Here is an 18,798-nt window from a genome sequence, read left to right as displayed (position 1 = left end):
GGCTTAACATTAGTGTTAATGGATTATGTGCTAATGCTTGTTAATTTAATATTTTTCCAAAAAAAAGAAAGTTATTTCACACTTTAACAACATTTTTATTTGAATGAAAATATGAACTTAAGCATAGTCAACAAAATATTTGATTGCCAATAAAAAACCGCTAAACGAATTTAGCGGTTTTTGGACTTAAATCAAAAATAAATTATTTATCACGATTACGTTTACGTTCGTTTTCAGTCAAATAACGCTTACGAATACGAATTGATTTAGGGGTTACTTCAACTAATTCATCATCTTCAATGAATTCAAGCGCTTGTTCAAGGGTGTATTCAATTGCAGGTGTTAAAGTTAAGGCATCATCAGTACCTGATGCACGAACGTTAGTCAGCTGTTTTGCTTTAGTTGGGTTTACTACCATATCATCAGAGCGCGAGTTAATGCCGACGATCATACCTTCGTAAACTTCTAACTGTGGTTTGGCAAACAAACGACCACGGTCTTGCAAACTGAACAATGCATAACCCAAGCAAGTGCCTTGAACCATTGAAATCAATACGCCGTTTTGACGTTTCGCAACAGTACCTTGTTTAACAGGTCCATAATGCGAGAAGCTTGATGTCATAATCCCTGTACCAGATGTCATGGTTAAGAATTCTGAACGGAAACCAATCAAGCCACGTGACGGAACAGTCGCTTCAATACGGATACGGCCTTTCCCGTCTACTTCCATATTGGTCATTTCACCTTTACGGTGGCCCATTTGCTCCATCACCGCACCTTGATGTTGTTCTTCAACATCAAACGTCACGTTTTCATATGGCTCTTGTTTTTCACCATCAACTTCTTTGATGATCACTTGCGGACGAGATACACCCATCTCAAAGCCTTCACGGCGCATGTTTTCGATCAATACAGAAAGATGAAGTTCACCACGACCAGATACTTTAAAACGGTCTGGACTATCTGTGTCTTCGACACGAAGTGCAACATTATGAATCAATTCACGATCTAGACGTTCACGAATATTACGTGAAGTCACGAATTTGCCTTCTTTACCTGCAAACGGTGAGTTGTTCACCTGGAATGTCATCGATACTGTAGGTTCATCTACAGACAATGGCGGTAATGCTTCAACATTTTTCGGATCACATACTGTATCTGAAATGTTGAGTGCATCAATACCAGTAATACATACGATATCACCTGCAGAAGCTTCTTCTACATCGATACGCTCTAAACCGTGATAACCCATGATTTTTAAGATACGACCGTTACGAGTCTTACCTTCTTTATCAATAACAGTTACTGGAGTATTTAACTTCACAGAACCACGTTGAATACGACCAACACCAATTACGCCCACAAAACTATTATAGTCAAGTGATGAAATTTGCATTTGGAACGGACCCTCCGCATCTACTGCAGGTGGTTCAACAATATCTACAACCGTTTCAAACAATGGTGTCATATCATCAGCCAATTCTTCTGGCGAAGGACCTGCCACACCACGTAAACCTGACGCATAAACGATTGGGAAGTCTAACTGTTCGTCAGTTGCACCCAAGTTATCAAACAAGTCAAATACTTGATCGATAACCCAGTCTGGACGTGCACTTGGTTTATCTACTTTGTTAATGATCACGATAGGCTTCAAACCACGTGCAAAGGCTTTTTGTGTCACAAAACGTGTTTGTGGCATTGGGCCTTCTTGAGCATCAACCAGAAGAAGTACACAGTCAACCATCGACAGTACACGTTCTACTTCACCACCAAAGTCGGCGTGTCCCGGGGTGTCGACGATATTAATACGGTAAGTCGTATCAGTACGCTTGTCTAACCAAGTAATGGCAGTGTTTTTTGCCAAAATGGTAATACCACGTTCGCTTTCAAGCGCATTCGAGTCCATGACACGCTCAATCTCGCCTGCACGATCACCCAAAGCACCTGATTGTTGAAGAAGTTTATCGACAAGCGTGGTTTTACCATGGTCGACGTGTGCAATAATTGCAATATTGCGGAGATTTTTGATATCTGACATGAAAATTCGATAAGCCTAAAACTTGAGGGCAAATTATACAGAAAAATCCTACATAAAAGTAGTGACAGTTTATTGACATGCACTTGTTTTTTTCATGTGTTTGTCGTTTTTTCTTTGGTAAAGGTCAGGATCTCGATTAGAATAGCGCCAACTTGCAGTTAGTGATTTTTTCCTCCCATGTCTGATTTACAAGACTCTGCGCCAAAGTCAGGTGAAAAACTTGATTTGATTTATGGCCTGAATGACCGTCCTGCTCCTTTTGTCTCTTTTCTTGCTGCCCTGCAACATCTTTTAGCAATTATTGTCCCTATTGTTACACCAGGACTGCTAATTTGTCTGGCGCTCGGTGTTTCTCGCGAAGAAACCAACATGATTTTATCCATGTCTTTGGTTATTTCCGGCATCGCAACATTTTTACAATGTAAAAAAGTTGGGCCATTTGGCGCAGGCTTACTCATTGTACAAGGCACCAGTTTTAACTTTATTGGTCCGATTATCGGAATCGGTAGCGCGATGGTAGCCGCAGGAACGCCAGTGAATCAGGTTATGGCGGCTATTTTTGGTGTAGTGATTGCGGGCTCATTTATTGAAATGGGTGTATCCCGAATTCTACCGTGGGTGAAAAAACTGATCACGCCGTTGGTCACAGGTATCGTGGTACTAATGATTGGTTTGACCTTAATTAAAGAAGGTTTGATCAGTATGGGCGGCGGTTATCAGGCGATGCAAAACCAAACCTTTGCCAGTACAGATAACCTGATTATGTCATGTACAGTACTTGCGATTATTATTCTACTCAATCGTATTCGGATTATCTGGGTTAAAAGTTCCGCAATTTTAATTGCACTCATTGTAGGTTACGTGCTAGCAGGCTTCATGGGGCATCTGGATTTTTCAGGATTACATGAAACTCCATTCGTACAAATTCCAACACCAATGCACTTTGGTTTAAGCTTTTCATGGAGCTTATTTATTCCAATGGCATTCATTTATCTAGTGACATCTTTAGAAGCGATTGGCGATATTACAGCGACCAGTAAACTATCCAATGAACCCGTAAATGGTTCAAAATGGATGGCGCGTATTAAAGGCGGCGTATTGGTCAATGGTGCAAATTCTCTACTCGCGGGTTTATTTAACACTTTTCCTAGCTCGGTTTTTGCACAAAATAACGGCGTTATCCAATTGACAGGTGTTGCAAGTCGTTATGTCGGCATTTGGATTGCAATTTTATTGATCGTACTTGGTCTATTCCCTATGGTTTCTGGCGTGATTCAAGCCGTACCCCAAGCAGTATTAGGTGGTGCAGTCATGGTTATGTTTGGAGCTGTTGCTGCCTCAGGAATTAACATTTTATCCGGTATTCATCTGGATCGTCGTGCATTATTAATTATTGCCATTTCTCTGGCTCTAGGGTTGGGCGTTGCTCAGGTACCACAAATTCTTGAACATTTACCTGAACTATTTAAAAATATCTTTAGTTCTGGTGTGGCAACGGGTGGTATTGCGGCCTTAATTTTAAATATTGTTTTGCCTGAACATAAACATTAAATTGGGCAATTAAAATGAATTTGCCCAGTTTGACTGGGCTTTCTTATTCATGAGAGATGAACATGGACCCACGTAGTGAAGTGGTGTTACGCCAACAACAATTTTTATCTGGTCGGGTATTACTGATTAATGCGCCTGCTGATCGTCTGAGTCAGGAACTCACTAAAGAATTAGATGTTTCTATCTGGACATGGAACTTTGCTGATCATCAATATTTTCAACAGCAGCAATTTGATACGCATTTCTCAGTAGAGTTTCCAAAGACTTCAATCGATCAAGTCGTTATTTTTGTGCCGAAATCGAAAGAATTACTAAGCTATATTTTGCATGTTGTGACGAGCCACCTAAATAAAGGACAATCCATTTTTTTAGTCGGTGAGAAAAAAGGTGGTGTGGAACGTGCAGCTAAACAGCTACAAGCTTTAGGTAAAACCCTAAAACTTGATAGCGCTCGACACTGTCAGCTATGGCAATGTATTTTGCAAAAAACTGAAACGCTGAAGCCACTGCAAAACTGGGTAAAAACCTATACCGTACAAGTAAACCAGACTGAACTTCAGATCTGCTCTCTACCCGGCGTGTTCAGTCAAAATCATTTAGATGTTGGAACCGCCATTCTTTTACCTTATCTAAATAATATAAAATCGGGTAAACTTGCCGACTTTGGTTGCGGTGCAGGTGTAATTAGCGCGTATTTGGCAAAATTAAATAGCAAAAATGAAATTTATGCGCTAGATGTTGATGCCTTTGCACTATGCTCCACTGAAATGACATTTCATCGAAATGGACTTAATTTAGAACAGCTTCATATTCAGGCAGTCACGGGGATTCATGATGCACCCCCTCAACTAGATGCAATCGTCAGCAACCCTCCTTTTCATCAGGGAATTCATACTGACTATGCCGCCAGTGAAGGTCTATGCAAGCAAGCCAAACAGCATTTGACCATAAATGGTGAATTGTGGATTGTGGCAAACCGTTTTTTAAATTATGCCCTTTTGATAGAACAACAATTTGGTCGCTGCAACATCCTTGCAGATCAACAAGGATTCAAAGTGCTCTATGCCCAAGCATCCCAATGACTAAGGAATTTTCATGAGTGAAACGATTCAACCTGAAAAGCTTCAGCGAAAGCTGGGTGCTCGTCATTTAAATATGATCGCTATTGGCGGTTCCATCGGTACCGGCTTATTTCTTGCTTCAGGTTCAACTATTGCCAATGCTGGGCCAGGCGGAGCTCTGCTTGCCTATGCACTGATTGGCGTAATGATTTACTTCCTAATGACCAGCTTGGGCGAGTTGGCAACCCATAATCCAACTTCGGGTGCATTTTTTACCTACGGTAGCCGTTACGTCGAAGATGGTTTTGGTTTTGCATTAGGCTGGAACTATTGGTACAACTGGGCTATTACTGTTGCCTTTGAATTGGTTGCGGTCCAGCTCATTATGAAATTCTGGTTTCCAGACTTACCGGGTTTTTATTGGAGTGCCATTTTTCTGGTTGTGATTTTTGCAATCAATGCTATGACGGTGAAGGGCTTTGGAGAAAGTGAGTTCTGGTTTTCCATGGTCAAAGTCGTTGCCATCATTGCCTTTATCATTATTGGTTTTTCCATGATCATCAAAATTATGATGACGCCTGGCATGGCTACTTTTGGTAATTGGACATATAAAGATGCACCTTTTGTTGGCGGATTACAGGCCATGATTGGCGTTGCCATGATTGCAGGATTCTCTTTTCAAGGCACTGAAATGGTTGGCGTTGCAGCAGGTGAATCTAAAGACCCGAAACGCACTATTCCACTTGCCATTAAACAGATTTTCTGGCGGATTTTACTGTTTTATATCGTATGTATTTTTATCATTGGTACATTAATTACCTATGATGATCCACGTCTGTTACAAGCAGCGTCTAGTAGTGATATTGCCCTTTCTCCTTTTACCTTGCTCTATGAAAAGGTGGGTTTTGCCTTTGCCGCAAGTCTGATGAATGCCGTGATTTTAACTGCTATTTTATCGGCAGGTAATTCAGGCATGTATTCTTCAACCCGAATGCTGTTTGACATGGCTCGTGAAGGTCGCGCACCAAAATGGTTCTCAAAACTGGATCCACGCGGTGTACCTATGAATGCGCTTTATGCCACAACAGCCATTGCGGCGTTATGCTTCCTGACCACATTTATTGGAGAGCAGGCAGTATTTAACTGGCTGTTAAATATGTCGGGCATGTGTGGGTTTATTGTCTGGCTTGGCATTGCCATTTCGCACTATCGTTTCCGCAAAGGTTATCTGGCTCAAGGTCATAGACTTGAAGATCTGGCATATCGAGCCAAATTCTTTCCTTTTGCGCCATGGTTTGCTTTTATTTTATGTTCGATCATTATTTTGGGACAAAACTACCAAGCTGTTTTAGGTGGTAAAATTGACTGGGTGGGTTTACTTTCCACTTATATCAGTATTCCTCTTTTTGTGGTGATTTGGCTAAGCTATAAATGGAAACATAAAACCAAACTGGTGCCCTATCATGAAATGAATCTCAAACCAGATCAGGATTAATTTTTTCACTGTGTAGGCCATTATTCAATTCCTTGATTTTGAGTAGCTTGACTTTTAAAAAGAAAGGATTATGATGATGATCAAGATTCAACCATTGACGCAGTTTTAATTGAAACTGCCATTTTATAGGAGTAACAACATGCCAGCTTTACAGGATAACTACTACTAATCATTGGCACGTTGTCAGCTCACGGACAAGTATCAATGATGACTTGTCCGAATGCACATAAACCTAGCATTCGCTAGGTTTTTTTATGCCTGTTCGGACAGATTTAAACAATGAAACGGACAGATTGTATGAGCATACAAAAAATTTTAAATGCAGATGCAGCTTATGGGGTGCCAGTCAAAATCTTTACCCAAGATATAGATAATGACAGTATTGAACAACTTCATAAAATGGCGCAATTGCAGTTTATTCATTCCCACATCGCAGTCATGCCAGATGTGCATGTTGGGAAAGGGGCAACCGTTGGTAGTGTCATTCCAACCAAAAATGCGATTATTCCTGCTGCTGTAGGCGTAGATATCGGTTGCGGGATGAACGCAATTCGCTTAAATCTAAAAAGTAGTCAACTTCCGGACAACCTTTCAGCTTTACGCAATGCTATTGAACGCAAAGTACCTGTGGGCTTTGATGTACATAAGCAGGTGAAAGCCAAAGCGTCTACCCTAACGCCTCTCGACAAAGGGCTAAAACCTATTATTACCAAACATTCTGGTTTAGTTCGAATGTTACGAAAGTTTGATATGACTTGGCAAAAGCAATTAGGAACTTTGGGCGGTGGTAACCACTTTATTGAACTCTGTCTGGATGAAAATCAGGATATCTGGATCATGTTGCATTCAGGCAGTCGTGGTCTGGGGAATGTTATTGGGACTTATTTTATTGAGCTAGCCAAAAAAGAAGCACAACATCGTTTTGGCCATGTTCCAGATAAAGACTTAAGTTACTTTGCAGAAGGGTCGACCAGCTTTGATGATTATGTGGAAGCCGTGGAATGGGCACAGGCTTATGCTTATGAAAACCGTCGCGAGATGATGCGTTTAATTTTAGAAGCAATTCGCCCCTTATTACCACCATTTCAACTGACCAAAGAAGCCATTAATTGCCACCATAATTATGTTAGTTATGAACAACATGATGGCGAAAACTTATTCATTACCCGCAAAGGTGCTATTCGTGCGGGTGAAGGTGAACTTGGAATCATTCCAGGTTCTATGGGGGCTTGCTCTTATATCGTTCGCGGCAAAGGAAATCCGGAATCCTTTTGCTCCTGCTCACATGGCGCTGGACGTAAAATGAGCCGTAATAAAGCCAAACATTTGTTTAATCAACAAGACCTGATTGAACAAACTCAAGGGATTGAATGCCGTAAAGACGCAGGCGTTATTGATGAAATTCCAGCAGCGTATAAGAACATTGACCAAGTCATGGCTAATCAGACTGATTTGGTTGAAGTGGTACATACGCTTAAACAAGTCCTTTGTATTAAAGGATAATTTAACCCAGAGGTCATAAATGAAACTCGCTAAGTTACCTAACGTAAAAATCAGAAATCAGGTTGCTTTATCACCATTAATGCATAAAGGTGGGATGCACGAAACGGAAAAACCGAAAGCACAACATCGACGTGAACGGCAACAAACCAAGCAGATATTAAAGTCGACAACTTGGGATAAATAAATTTATATCAATTGATTCTTAGGAGCACATCATGAAAAAAACCATCATCAGATCTCATTATTTGGCCTTAATCCTCACACATAAAACAAACCCCAGTTATTTGAACTGGGGTTTGTTCTTTAGAGCAAGTTAGATTATAAAATCCCTAAACTTTTTTGAATATTTTCCAAATTAGGCACATGAAAGTGTTGATCTGCAATTTTTACCTGCTTAAATACCATTGGATTGGATTCAACATTTTCCTCATCGACCACTTCTGAGATACGCAAGCGAATGGATTGCGGCATGTTATTACACATCAAGGCAAACCGTTGCGCCACATCATCACCTTCAATTACCAATGCCACACCCTCTGTTGCTGTCGGATGAGTAACAGCATAAACAGGTAGTTTTAAATCATGCCATTCAATTGACTGCGCATCTGCTTTGGTATCCAGAGCAGAGAGTACAATATTTTGCGGTAATAGCATTGGCACCCGATCATGACACTCAATAATATACGCATCAATAAATCCAGTTGAAACTGTAATTAAATGCTGAAGTTCCTGTTGATCAATCTGTGTCACTACAGTTTTATCTGAGCTCATCAGTAACTCCCTGAACGTGTTTCGAGTAAATCTTCAATATTGGCCAGTAACTCAGCTTCCTGAAAAGGTTTACCCATGTAATGACTCACTCCCAATGACAAGGCGCGCTCACGATGTTTTTCACCTGTACGAGATGTAATCATGATAATTGGCATGTCTTGATGTAATTCATGATGACGTACAAGATTTGTGACCTCAAAACCATCCATACGCGGCATTTCAATATCCAGCAACATCAAATCTGGTTTGACATTTTCAAGCTGCTCCATGGCATCAACACCATCTTTAGCAGTGACCACATCAAAGCCCTGACGTTCCAATAAGCGCGAGGTAACTTTACGTACCGTTACAGAGTCATCAACTATCATGACTAGACGACGCTCATCGGTATGCCGTGATTTTTCTCTACCATCAATAAGCTGTTTATTACGCTGTGTCGCCTGAATCTGCCGCGCAATATTTTGCCCATCTAGAATCAGACAGACATGACCGTCACCTAGAATCGTCGCGCCTGCCACAGTTCCAATACTTGCAAATTGCTGACCTATCGGTTTCACCACAATTTGCGCCCGTGAACCAACTAATTGATCGACCAGTAAAGCGATGGTCTGCCCATGCGCACCTTTGACCAATAATACGGGTAGTGAATGTGCAACACCTGAAAGCTTTGGAACAGGTTGGTTAGCTACGAACTCAGCCAGATAGCGTAAGCGATATGGTGTGTTATCAATATTAAAATAGTCATCCTGTCCATTAAAATACTGCTCTAAAGTTGAAGGTGCAATCCTGACAATTCGATCAATCTGAGCCAAAGGCAAGGCAAATTGTTGATCGCCGACTTTCACCATTAAGGCATCACTCACCGCTACAGTGGTTGGAACGCGAATGGTAAAGGTAGTTCCTGAACCAAGTTTTGACTCAACACTGACATGGCCACCTAAGGCTTTAATCCCACTTTGCACCACATCTAGCCCAACACCACGACCTGAAATCTGAGTGACTGCAGTGGCTGTACTAAAACCTGGGTGGAAAATATATTGCAAAATTTCCTGTGCATCGAGTTTTTGATCTGCGGTCATCAAGCCATTTTGTAAAGCTTTGGCTTTGATTTTCTCAACTTCAATTCCTTTACCATCATCGCTAAAACTAACCAGAACGTCGGTTCCTTGACGGCTAATATTTAGTTCAATTCGACCAGTTTCTGGTTTACCCAGCTTCAAACGTTCGTCACGATCTTCCAGACCATGATCGACTGCGTTACGCAGCATATGCTCAAGTGGTGTCACCAAACGCTCTAAAATAGTGCGATCCAATTCGCCTTCCGTATTTTGCACAACTAATTCAGCAGGACGATTTAGAGTCGTTGCAGTCTGACGGACAATACGCTGTAATCGCGGTAATAACCGAGAGAAAGGTACCAGTCGGGTACGCATTAGGCTTTCCTGAATTTCAGCCTGAATACGTGACTGTTGTAACAACAGGCCTTCGGTATCACGAATTTTGTCGGATAACGTGGTTTTAAAATCCACCAGATCCGATGCAGATTCGGCAAGCGACTTCGACAATTGATTCAGAGATGAATATTGATCCATTTCTAAAGGATCAAAGTCGGTATAACGCGAGTTTTCTGTACCATGCTTGGCAATGATCTGACTTTCCAACTCACCTTCCATTCGACGTAGCTGATCTGCTAGACGCTGAATAGCAAGTTCCATTTCCACCAATGTATTGCCCAACTGCCCCAGATCCATTTCAATACGGGAACGGTTAATGGCATTTTCACCAGAGAGGTTAATCATTTTTTCAATCAGATCCGCAGAAACACGGATCATTTCATTTGAGTCATCAACCTGAACAGTATTGTCCCACTCACCTAGCATGGATGGCGGTTCTGTGCCATCACCCTGTACAAATTCCATAACCTGTTCTTGCGAGAATAAATCCGCTCGAGCCAGCTTGCTTGGAATTTGCGCATTGGTATCAACGAACTCAAGGCGTTCCAGCGTATGTTTTAAACCATCGTAATTATTGTAAGAACGTTCAAAAATGGCTTGTTTCAACCAGGTAAATGCAGTCAATAACAAATGGTCATAAGCATTTGAACTAAAGTTTTTAACACCAAATTGCTCAAATGCATTTTCCAGATGCGAAGCAATGACAGCCACTGGTTCTAATTCTGCCATACGTGCACCGCCCTTCAGGCTATGTACGGTACGCTGTAACTGGAGCAAAACGCTACGATTAGCACGGTCATCAAACCAGCGTTGCAGTAATTGATGCGCAGTTTCAAGTAATTCTTCGGCTTCTTCATAGAATGTCGCTTCGACCAAAGACTGAACATCATCCAGATCAGAATCTTGAGGGTATGCAACAATCTCTTCTACATCTGCATCAGAATTTGAACTATGTTGCTGCTCATTATTTTCATCGTTCGATACAATTGAAACAGAATCCAATACTTGTTCATCAAGCACTACAGATTCAGACTCATCCACCAGCGCAGATTCCGCAATAAATGTGGACTCAATTACATCAGTGGCTGATTCCTCAACAAAAACTTTATTTTGTGTCTCTAAAATTTGATCTTCAAACGCAATTTCATCTGTTTCAATCTCAGTGATTGCAGCAGGCTCCGATTGCTGTGGCACACCTTGTAAAACTTGTTCAATGTTCTGAAGTAACCCAAGCACTTCAGTTGCAGGGTAATCGACAGCTTGATCACGTAAAGTTTGAATACGATCGGCGATATCGTCCTGTACCAGACGGATAATCTGGATTAAATTGGCAGATGAATGTATTTGCCCATTAATCAATCGCTCATAAATCGTTTCTAATTCATGCGCAATTAAACCCATATGCGTCGCCTGAACCATATTTGCCCCACCTTTTAAGGTATGCAAATAACGCATCAGATTATTTAGCGCCGAAGTATTACTTTGTTGCTGAGACCAAGTATTTAAGTCCGCATCAATACCTACTAACAATTCATCTGCTTCTTCAAGAAAGATATCCAGAAGGTCTGCATCAAAATTACGATTGGCCTGTTCGGCATCGATGTACTGATGATCCTGTCGAATACGCGCAGAAATTTGAGACAAATCAAATGGTGAAGTAGCTGGCTCTGAGGCTGGTATTTGCTCAACTGGTTCAATTTGCTGTTCAGGATTTGAAACAGCCTCTTCTTCAATTTCAGCAAGAGTAGTTTCTATGTCTTGTTGAACAAAATCCTGCAATTCATTAAGAATGCTTTGTTGCTCTTGTCCCAGACTGACACGTTGCCCTGCTGCCAAGATATCAAATAAATGAATGACCTGCTGATGTGCTTGTCCAAAAATATCAAAGGCGAAATCAATATGCAGTAAAGCTGGTTTTTGCAATAGCGCCTCATACGCGGGTCTCAATTGCAATAAATAGTCATGTACACCCTGCGAAGCACGATTAGGAGTATGTTCAATTAAAGACACTGCTTCATGAAGCAATTGTTGAATATAAGCTGGGAATTCATGTTTGGCACGTTTTTCAAACTCATAATCTGCATTGAGTAAATTCTCAATCTCTAGTTGCAATAACGAGGTCACTACACCTTGCGGATGCTGTGCTTCATGGGCAATTTCTTCGATATTAAAGCCATAATTCTCCCACGCCTGATTAAATTTCTGATCAATTTTATCAAGCTGTTGCTGAGAACCTTGCTGATGTAACGTATGTAAATAATCACGAACGAACTCAGCATAATGCGTAAGTAAGGCCGTTTCATTAGAAGTAGATTCGAGCTCATCCTGCATAAGTGTTTTAAACAGGGTTTCAACTTTACTACTCGCGTCAAATACTTGCTGAATATGGGCCATTGATGAACTGCCTCGCAAAGTATGCAAGGCGCGAATCAACTGATTATAGCTTTGATCAGTTGGCGCATCCTGCTGCAAAAAAGCATCCACTGTTTGTAAATGTTCTTCTGCTTCTTCAAGGAAAATCGCCAAGGTTTCTTTAATCAAACCGTCATCAGTAGCAACAATTTCAGTATTTTGATCTGCATCAATCGCAGGCACGAACTCAACTGAACTCTCAGCGTCTGTCGCCTGTTCTTCCTGAATTTCCAGTCCTGTCGTAACAGTTGAAGTATTCAACTGTTCAGCTAAAATGAGCAATTCTTCCAAAGCAGGTTCAACACCCTGTTGCTGTTGTAACTGCTGCCCCAATAGAATCAAAGGACGAATATCTAGTGCATGCGCCTGTACATTTTTAAAATCATCATAAAATTTAAAGCGATAGAGATTAAACGCTGTTTGAACATAGCGCTGTAAATCTGAGTTTAATAGTAATGTTGTCGCAATAATTCGATTCAGCGTTTCTTCTACTGTCCACGCCAACTCACTAGATGACTTTGCTCCCACCATACGTCCAGACCCTTTAAGGGTATGAAAATGACGGCGAACTTCTACTAAAAGTTTGTGTTCATTGGGCTGAACCAGCCACTGTGGAATAAGTTGGTCCAATTCTTGAAAAATTTCTTCTAGTTCTTCAATAAAAATTTCAAGAATTTCGGCATCCTGATCAAGATAACTATCTTCAGGCAAGCTTATTGTTTCAACAAAATGTTTTAATATTTCTTTCATAACGAAGGCTTCTTTCGTTTATCCACCCTTGATGGTGAAACTTGATCTACCACCATCACGCAAGTGACTTCCTTCTCAAGAAGCCATCTTGACGATGCATTTTTTAATTTAGGGCAGTCCAAAGTCTGCCCTAAAATGTTATTTAAAGCTTAGTCCGGCAGTTTAAAGTCTGATACAGACTCACGTAATGACTCTGCCATATTGGCTAGTTCAGAAACTGAACGCGCTGTATCAAAGGTTGCTGTCGTTGTTTGCGAAGTAATTTCCTGTACAACATTCATGGTATTAGCAATATGGCTCGCAGATGCAGACTGAAGTTTTGCAGCATTGGAAATGTTTGCAATCAGTTTTGCCAAGTTGCTGGATACGCTTTGAATCTCGTCCAGCGCCACGCCCGCATCTTTCGCCAAGTTAGCTCCACGCACAACCTCAGATGTCGTTTGCTCCATTGAAATAACTGCTTCATTGGTATCTGTCTGAATGGTTTTAACCAGACCTTCAATCTGCTTGGTTGCAGAAGCCGAACGTTCTGCTAGACGCTGTACTTCATCGGCGACCACGGCAAAACCACGACCAGCTTCGCCCGCCATCGATGCTTGAATCGCAGCATTCAATGCCAGAATGTTAGTTTGGTCGGCAATATCGTTAATTAGTGAGACAATATTTCCAATTTCCTGAGACGACTCACCCAAACGTTTAATCCGTTTAGACGTTTCCTGAATCTGTTCACGAATGGTATCCATCCCGACAATAGAACGGTTTACAACATCGGCACCATTGGATGCAATTTGTACCGAACGCTCAGCAACCTCAGCAGACTCAGCCGCGTTGGCAGATACCTGATCGATCGACACCGCCATTTCGTTAATCGCGGCAGAAGCACCTGCAATTTCCTGTGCCTGATGTTCAGATGCCTCAGCCAACTGATTGGTAATGGTTTGAGTATCCTGTGTATAGCGTGCCACTTCCTGAGAAGTATCGGTAATACGCGAAACCAGATCGCGTAACTGATCAATCGCAAAGTTGATCGAGTCAGCAATTGCTCCAGTAAAGTCTTCAGATACTGTTGCATACGAACGTAAGTCACCATCCGCCAAATCTGCAATTTCATCCAATAAACGTAAAATCGCATTCTGGTTACGGTCATACTCATCCTGTAAACGCGTTACACGGGTTTTATCCATTGCACTACGCAAAGACAAGAGTTTCAGAATGGTATAAGTAAAACCGCCTAGGAATAACAGTAATAAAACTGCTGGAATAATACTTGACCAGCCAGAATCTGCCTTGTCTGAAAGGTTATTCAAGGATTTTAGCATCTCATCTGATTGAGAGAAAATTTGTGAAGAGGCTTGACGGACTTTAACAATCTGGTTGGCATTTTTAAATACTGTAGATGCAGCAGTTTTTAATACTTCATCATATTCAGATTTAATGCTTTCGACTGATTCACGTAAGGTTGCATCACCAATACGCTCTACACCTAAATCTGTGCTGCCATTTAACTGCGCGTTAAGATAAGCACCAAAGGTTTCAATATCCGCACTGAAATCGTCGGCTGATGCACGGGCATTTTCAGTGCCAACCAATACAGAACCAATCGAACGAAGAATACGTTCTGCAATGAATACTTGGTTTTTAGCAATTACTACCTGACTACTTGGCATATTTAGACGTGCCATTTGGTCAACCATCAGGTTGTATTCAGCCTGAATCCCTGGAATTGACTCACCAATTGCAATATTGGTGTCGTATAGTTGATTGATAAGTTTTTGTTGCGAGGTAATCAACTCTACATTGGTGGATACATTTTTCCAGAGTTGATCAACCTTTTTATATTCCTCTGAAGATGTTCCGTAAATATCTTGGACATTTTCCAGATTTTGCGCGAATTGTTCTTGCGATTTTTTCAGATTAGCAATCATATCAGGTGAGCCAGAAGCAGTTGCATCTGTTGCCTGACGTGGAATAGTTTGTGACAATAAACGTAATTGCCCCAGACTACGTGTCAATTCATTGTTACGCGGTACGCTATAAAACAAGTAAATCAGCGTAAGGATTGCCAGAAATAAAAAGATAATGGCAGCATAAATGATTGGTTTAGATTTTTCACTTTCCCCAAATAGTCGTGAAAATTGATCAATCTGAGCCTGTATTTTCGCAAAAAATGCAGAACCGTTTTTCTTAACCGCACTTTCAGCTGTGTTTTTCTTTTTTAGTTTAAAGCCCATGCAGCTTCTCTCCTGAATACGCGTTTTGACTTGATTGCGTAGGAATTTAATTTATAAATCTTGCTGAAGCATTCATATACTGTGGATTTTTCAGCAGCTGACTAAACAAAAAGACATGCCAACGCTGGTTATGCTGATAAAAATAACCTTGACAGTAATCTTTTAATTTTTGATCCAGCTCATCACTTTTAGAAAAAAAACTGCGCTTGTTAAAGTGCTGAATCCCAAGAACCTGATCCACAACCAAACCGACATAATGGTCATTGTGACTGATACATAACACTTTTTGAGTAGGCGAAAACTGAGAACGTTGTCCAGACACAAAATGTGTTAAATCAGAAACTGAGAGCAGTCTCCCCCGAATATTAGCCAACCCCCTCACCCAGACTTGTGCGTTGGGTACTGGTGTATATTTAGGGGGATAAATCACTTCTGTGACTTCTCCCAAAGGCGCAACAAAATATTGTCCCATCATCTCAAAGGCAATACCTGACCATCGGTTTACTTCGTTTTGATTGGAGGCGTAGCTTCGATTGCCACGTTTTGCCAATCGAAGCAATTCGATAAATCCATTTGCTGCCATAGTGACTATCCTAGATTGAGATTTTGCTGAATCACTTCTATCAATTTACTTTCATCAATCGGCTTGGTCAGATAGTCTCTAGCACCCTGACGTTTTCCCCATACACGATCGGTTGCCTGATCTTTAGTACTTACAATCACCACTGGAATATGTTTGGTATTATCACCACGGCTAATTTCGCGAGTCGCTTGAAAACCATTTACCCCAGGCATTACGACATCCATAAGAACCAGATCAGGCTGCTCTGCCTGTGCCATGGTCACACCATCTGCACCGTTGGATGCTTCAATAACCTCAAAACCGTGTTTTGTTAATATTTCTCTAAATCGAAATGTTTCAGTTGGCGAGTCATCTACAATTAAAATACGTGCCATTTTATTCCCCAACGTTTTCTTTAATTTATGTGTTTACGTGATTTCGAATAGCGTTTAATAATTCATCTTTACTAAAAGGTTTGGTTAAATATTCATCGGAACCCACAATACGACCTTTAGCTTGATCGAATAAACCATCCTTACTCGACAGCATAATTACAGGGATATTCTGATAGTTCTGTGAATTCTTAATTAAGGCACAGGTTTGATAACCATCTAGGCGCGGCATCATGATATCGACAAAGACAATATCAGGATTTGCCTCAGCAATTTTTGATAATGCTTCAAAGCCATCAACCGCAGTAATGACCTCACATCCTTCACGTTGCAGTAAAGTTTCGGCCGTGCGACGAATGGTTTTTGAATCATCAATTACCATGACTTTAAGGTTTTGAAATTTTTCTTCCATTTAGTGACCCTTTCCCCATTTATTCAATGCAGACAATAACTGAAAATGATTATAGCCGATCATAGGGGCTTTCATTGTTTTTACAGATTATGACCTTTTTTAACATATAATTACTTGCGTTTTCAATGAAGGTTTTTTGATGTTCAAACACACTTTCCACGAATATCTCCAAACCAATCACACTTTAAAACGACTTATGATTTTTTTTTGAGTTATTCCTATTTTTAATTGGATAATTTACAACTAATATAACGATATTATTATTTAAAAATAAGTAATTTAGTCGACTTTAATTTGGGGAAGGGCATGAACAGTCGAATGAGATCTCGAAAGCTGCTGGAACGATCCAAACAGATGACTCGTCGTTCCATTATTGCATTCGGACTACTTCTGTGGATGTCTTTTGTTTACGCGGCCAATGCACAACCTCGCGCCGTTTGGTATCGCTACTACGATCAAAAAGGTATCGCCAATATCAGCAGTTCTGTAACACCTGCCCATATCCGTTATGGCTATGAAGCTTTAGACAGTAATATGCAGGTAATTCGCAGAAATAAGCCCTACAATGCCGAAGCAGATTTACGCCAGTCGAGCCAACGAGAAGCCCAAGCTCGTCAAAGAGAGCAAGATTTAAAACTCAAACGTGCCTATGGAAATGTAGCAATCGCAACTGAAAAGCAAAATCAGGCATTGTTAGCCATAAAAAAACAAATCATGTCACAGCAAGATCAGTTGAAACAATTGCAAAGTGACCGGATTATGTTTAAACGTCAAGAAATGGAATATTTACGCAAAGGTGAGAGTAGTCTTCCACAGCGTCTAAAAGATCAGCTTGATCAGAATGAACAGAATATGAGTAATATCAAAAAGAATATCTCAAGTCTGCAAACTAGCTATCGTACAACACAGGAACATTATTCCAACATTATTGAGCGCTTAAAAGCACTGGAATAATCGTTATAATCCTGACACCAAATAAAACAACGAATGTCATTAATTTAAGGATGGGTAGGCATGCGCAAAGTGTCACGCACTACGTTTTATATTCCTGTACTATGTTTAATTAGCTTTAGCTTTGTTTTAACAGCTTGTAATCGCTCTACATCTACCTCAGAAACCGCACAGCCCCACTCCCCTGAGACGATTGATGTTATTCAACAAGATCTAGTTGAAGTCTCGACTGGCATGCTTGAACGTAAAACAGCATTTACAGGCACTATTCGTGCTACCCAGCAAAGCTCGATTCAGGCACAGGTTTCCGCCACAGCAACTCAAGTCAATGCCGATGTAGGACAGCGGGTCAAAAAAAACCAAGTTTTAGTGCGCTTAAACAATCAGGATAATGCTGCGCGTTTAGCACAAGCACAAGCCAATCTGGCATCTGCTCAGGCTCAAGCTGAACTATCACGTAATCTGATGCAACGTAAAAAAAGACTTTTAGATCAGGGGTTTATTTCACGTGTTGAATATGAACAAAGTCAGGTGGATTACAAAGCCCAGCTCGAAACAGTAAATGCACAAAAGGCAAATTTAAATATTGCCCAGAAAGCCGATCAGGATGGCATTATTCGTAGCCCTCTTGATGGAATCATTACTAAACGTGAGGTAGAACCTGGTCAAACAGTTTCAGCAGGCCAAACATTATTTGAAATCGTCAATCCTGAACAATTAGAAATTCAGGCCAAACTGCCTCTAGAGCAACAATCTGCATTACGAATCGGCCAAAAGATTCAATACACCATTCAGGGGAATCAAACTCCTCACAATGCGGTTTTAACTCGTGTTTCACCCGTAGCGGATCAAGTCAGTCGGCAAATAGAATTTTTTGCCAAACCGAGTGAAGCTATTAATTCACTCAGTATCGGTGCTTTTATAGAAGGTTTTATCTTGAATCAAGATCAGATTCAGGGACAAATCATTCCATTGGATAGCGTTCAAAGTATCGACCATGCCCCTTATGTCTGGGTGGTTCGCCAGCAAAAACTCCGTAAAATCAATATTCAAGTATTAGAAAAACGCTTTGCTGAGAATAAAGCAATCGTTTCAGGTCTACAAAATAATGATGCAATTAGTCGGATTAAATTTGATAATGCCGATGAAAATAAATCCGTGATCTTTTCAAATTCAGATCAAAACGCATTTGCCAAAGATAAATAAAAGAATGAT

At 40.8% G+C, this 18,798-nt stretch carries 14 protein-coding genes; 7 read left to right on the top strand and 7 right to left on the bottom strand.

From position 1 onward, the window contains the following. Positions 1-202 precede the first annotated feature (202 nt). Complete coding sequence (typA, locus tag IAE20_RS13030; RefSeq protein ID WP_200461297.1) at positions 203-2,038, bottom strand: translational GTPase TypA; 1,836 nt, start codon at positions 2,036-2,038, stop codon at positions 203-205. Between the two features lie 177 nt (positions 2,039-2,215). Between typA and IAE20_RS13025 the strand changes: the two genes are divergently transcribed. The 5 genes from IAE20_RS13025 (at position 2,216) to IAE20_RS13005 (ending at position 7,832) form a co-directional block, all read left to right on the top strand. Beyond that, entirely contained in the window at positions 2,216-3,589 is a 1,374-nt protein-coding gene (locus IAE20_RS13025; RefSeq protein WP_200461298.1) for a uracil-xanthine permease family protein, read from the top strand. A gap of 62 nt (positions 3,590-3,651) precedes the next feature. Then, positions 3,652-4,671, top strand: a complete 1,020-nt coding sequence (locus tag IAE20_RS13020; RefSeq protein WP_200482475.1) for a class I SAM-dependent methyltransferase — start codon at positions 3,652-3,654, stop codon at positions 4,669-4,671. Positions 4,672-4,684: 13 nt separating this feature from the next. Continuing rightward, positions 4,685-6,145, top strand: a complete 1,461-nt coding sequence (locus IAE20_RS13015; RefSeq protein ID WP_200482476.1) for an amino acid permease — start codon at positions 4,685-4,687, stop codon at positions 6,143-6,145. A gap of 297 nt (positions 6,146-6,442) precedes the next feature. Further along, the gene (locus IAE20_RS13010) at positions 6,443-7,648 is read left to right on the top strand and encodes an RtcB family protein (protein WP_200482477.1); all 1,206 of its coding nucleotides are present in this window, start codon (positions 6,443-6,445) and stop codon (positions 7,646-7,648) included. 19 nt (positions 7,649-7,667) lie between these two features. Beyond that, a complete protein-coding gene (locus tag IAE20_RS13005; RefSeq protein WP_200482478.1) occupies positions 7,668-7,832 on the top strand; it encodes a hypothetical protein in 165 nt (54 codons plus the stop codon). Positions 7,833-7,966: 134 nt separating this feature from the next. Here the strand turns inward: IAE20_RS13005 and IAE20_RS13000 are convergent, their stop codons facing one another. From IAE20_RS13000 to pilG, 6 genes are all read right to left on the bottom strand, one after another. After that, a complete protein-coding gene (locus tag IAE20_RS13000; RefSeq protein WP_200482479.1) occupies positions 7,967-8,419 on the bottom strand; it encodes a hypothetical protein in 453 nt (150 codons plus the stop codon). Beyond that, a complete protein-coding gene (locus tag IAE20_RS12995; protein ID WP_200482480.1) occupies positions 8,419-13,035 on the bottom strand; it encodes an Hpt domain-containing protein in 4,617 nt (1,538 codons plus the stop codon). Before IAE20_RS12995 ends, IAE20_RS13000 begins: the two co-directional genes overlap by 1 nt. A 149-nt stretch (positions 13,036-13,184) precedes the next feature. Further along, positions 13,185-15,266 (bottom strand): methyl-accepting chemotaxis protein, encoded by a 2,082-nt coding sequence (locus tag IAE20_RS12990; RefSeq protein ID WP_200461305.1) that lies wholly within the window; start codon positions 15,264-15,266, stop codon positions 13,185-13,187. Between the two features lie 46 nt (positions 15,267-15,312). After that, a complete protein-coding gene (locus IAE20_RS12985) occupies positions 15,313-15,849 on the bottom strand; it encodes a chemotaxis protein CheW (protein ID WP_120370903.1) in 537 nt (178 codons plus the stop codon). A 5-nt stretch (positions 15,850-15,854) separates the two neighbouring features. Further along, positions 15,855-16,223 (bottom strand): response regulator, encoded by a 369-nt coding sequence (locus tag IAE20_RS12980; RefSeq protein WP_200461306.1) that lies wholly within the window; start codon positions 16,221-16,223, stop codon positions 15,855-15,857. 25 nt (positions 16,224-16,248) lie between these two features. Further along, positions 16,249-16,632: a twitching motility response regulator PilG gene (pilG, locus tag IAE20_RS12975; protein ID WP_200461307.1), complete on the bottom strand. Its 384-nt coding sequence runs from the start codon at positions 16,630-16,632 to the stop codon at positions 16,249-16,251. A gap of 354 nt (positions 16,633-16,986) precedes the next feature. On the opposite strand from pilG, the gene IAE20_RS12970 reads away from it, so the two are divergent. Further along, a complete protein-coding gene (locus IAE20_RS12970; RefSeq protein ID WP_200461347.1) occupies positions 16,987-17,586 on the top strand; it encodes a hypothetical protein in 600 nt (199 codons plus the stop codon). A gap of 60 nt (positions 17,587-17,646) precedes the next feature. Continuing rightward, entirely contained in the window at positions 17,647-18,789 is a 1,143-nt protein-coding gene (locus IAE20_RS12965; protein WP_200482481.1) for an efflux RND transporter periplasmic adaptor subunit, read from the top strand. The last annotated feature ends 9 nt before the right edge of the window (positions 18,790-18,798 follow it).

It is taken from the genome of Acinetobacter sp. S54 (assembly GCF_016624945.1).
GTDB lineage: Bacteria > Pseudomonadota > Gammaproteobacteria > Pseudomonadales > Moraxellaceae > Acinetobacter.
This window is presented reverse-complemented; position numbering and strand designations above follow the sequence as displayed.

Bases quoted from the DNA above. Each gene is read 5' to 3' on its own strand.
- typA (WP_200461297.1), bottom strand. From the start codon at position 2,038: ATGTCAGATATCAAAAATCTCCGCAATATTGCAATTATTGCACACGTC.
- IAE20_RS13025 (WP_200461298.1), top strand. From the start codon at position 2,216: ATGTCTGATTTACAAGACTCTGCGCCAAAGTCAGGTGAAAAACTTGAT.
- IAE20_RS13020 (WP_200482475.1), top strand. From the start codon at position 3,652: ATGGACCCACGTAGTGAAGTGGTGTTACGCCAACAACAATTTTTATCT.
- IAE20_RS13015 (WP_200482476.1), top strand. From the start codon at position 4,685: ATGAGTGAAACGATTCAACCTGAAAAGCTTCAGCGAAAGCTGGGTGCT.
- IAE20_RS13010 (WP_200482477.1), top strand. From the start codon at position 6,443: ATGAGCATACAAAAAATTTTAAATGCAGATGCAGCTTATGGGGTGCCA.
- IAE20_RS13005 (WP_200482478.1), top strand. From the start codon at position 7,668: ATGAAACTCGCTAAGTTACCTAACGTAAAAATCAGAAATCAGGTTGCT.
- IAE20_RS13000 (WP_200482479.1), bottom strand. From the start codon at position 8,419: ATGAGCTCAGATAAAACTGTAGTGACACAGATTGATCAACAGGAACTT.
- IAE20_RS12995 (WP_200482480.1), bottom strand. From the start codon at position 13,035: ATGAAAGAAATATTAAAACATTTTGTTGAAACAATAAGCTTGCCTGAA.
- IAE20_RS12990 (WP_200461305.1), bottom strand. From the start codon at position 15,266: ATGGGCTTTAAACTAAAAAAGAAAAACACAGCTGAAAGTGCGGTTAAG.
- IAE20_RS12985 (WP_120370903.1), bottom strand. From the start codon at position 15,849: ATGGCAGCAAATGGATTTATCGAATTGCTTCGATTGGCAAAACGTGGC.
- IAE20_RS12980 (WP_200461306.1), bottom strand. From the start codon at position 16,223: ATGGCACGTATTTTAATTGTAGATGACTCGCCAACTGAAACATTTCGA.
- pilG (WP_200461307.1), bottom strand. From the start codon at position 16,632: ATGGAAGAAAAATTTCAAAACCTTAAAGTCATGGTAATTGATGATTCA.
- IAE20_RS12970 (WP_200461347.1), top strand. From the start codon at position 16,987: ATGACTCGTCGTTCCATTATTGCATTCGGACTACTTCTGTGGATGTCT.
- IAE20_RS12965 (WP_200482481.1), top strand. From the start codon at position 17,647: ATGCGCAAAGTGTCACGCACTACGTTTTATATTCCTGTACTATGTTTA.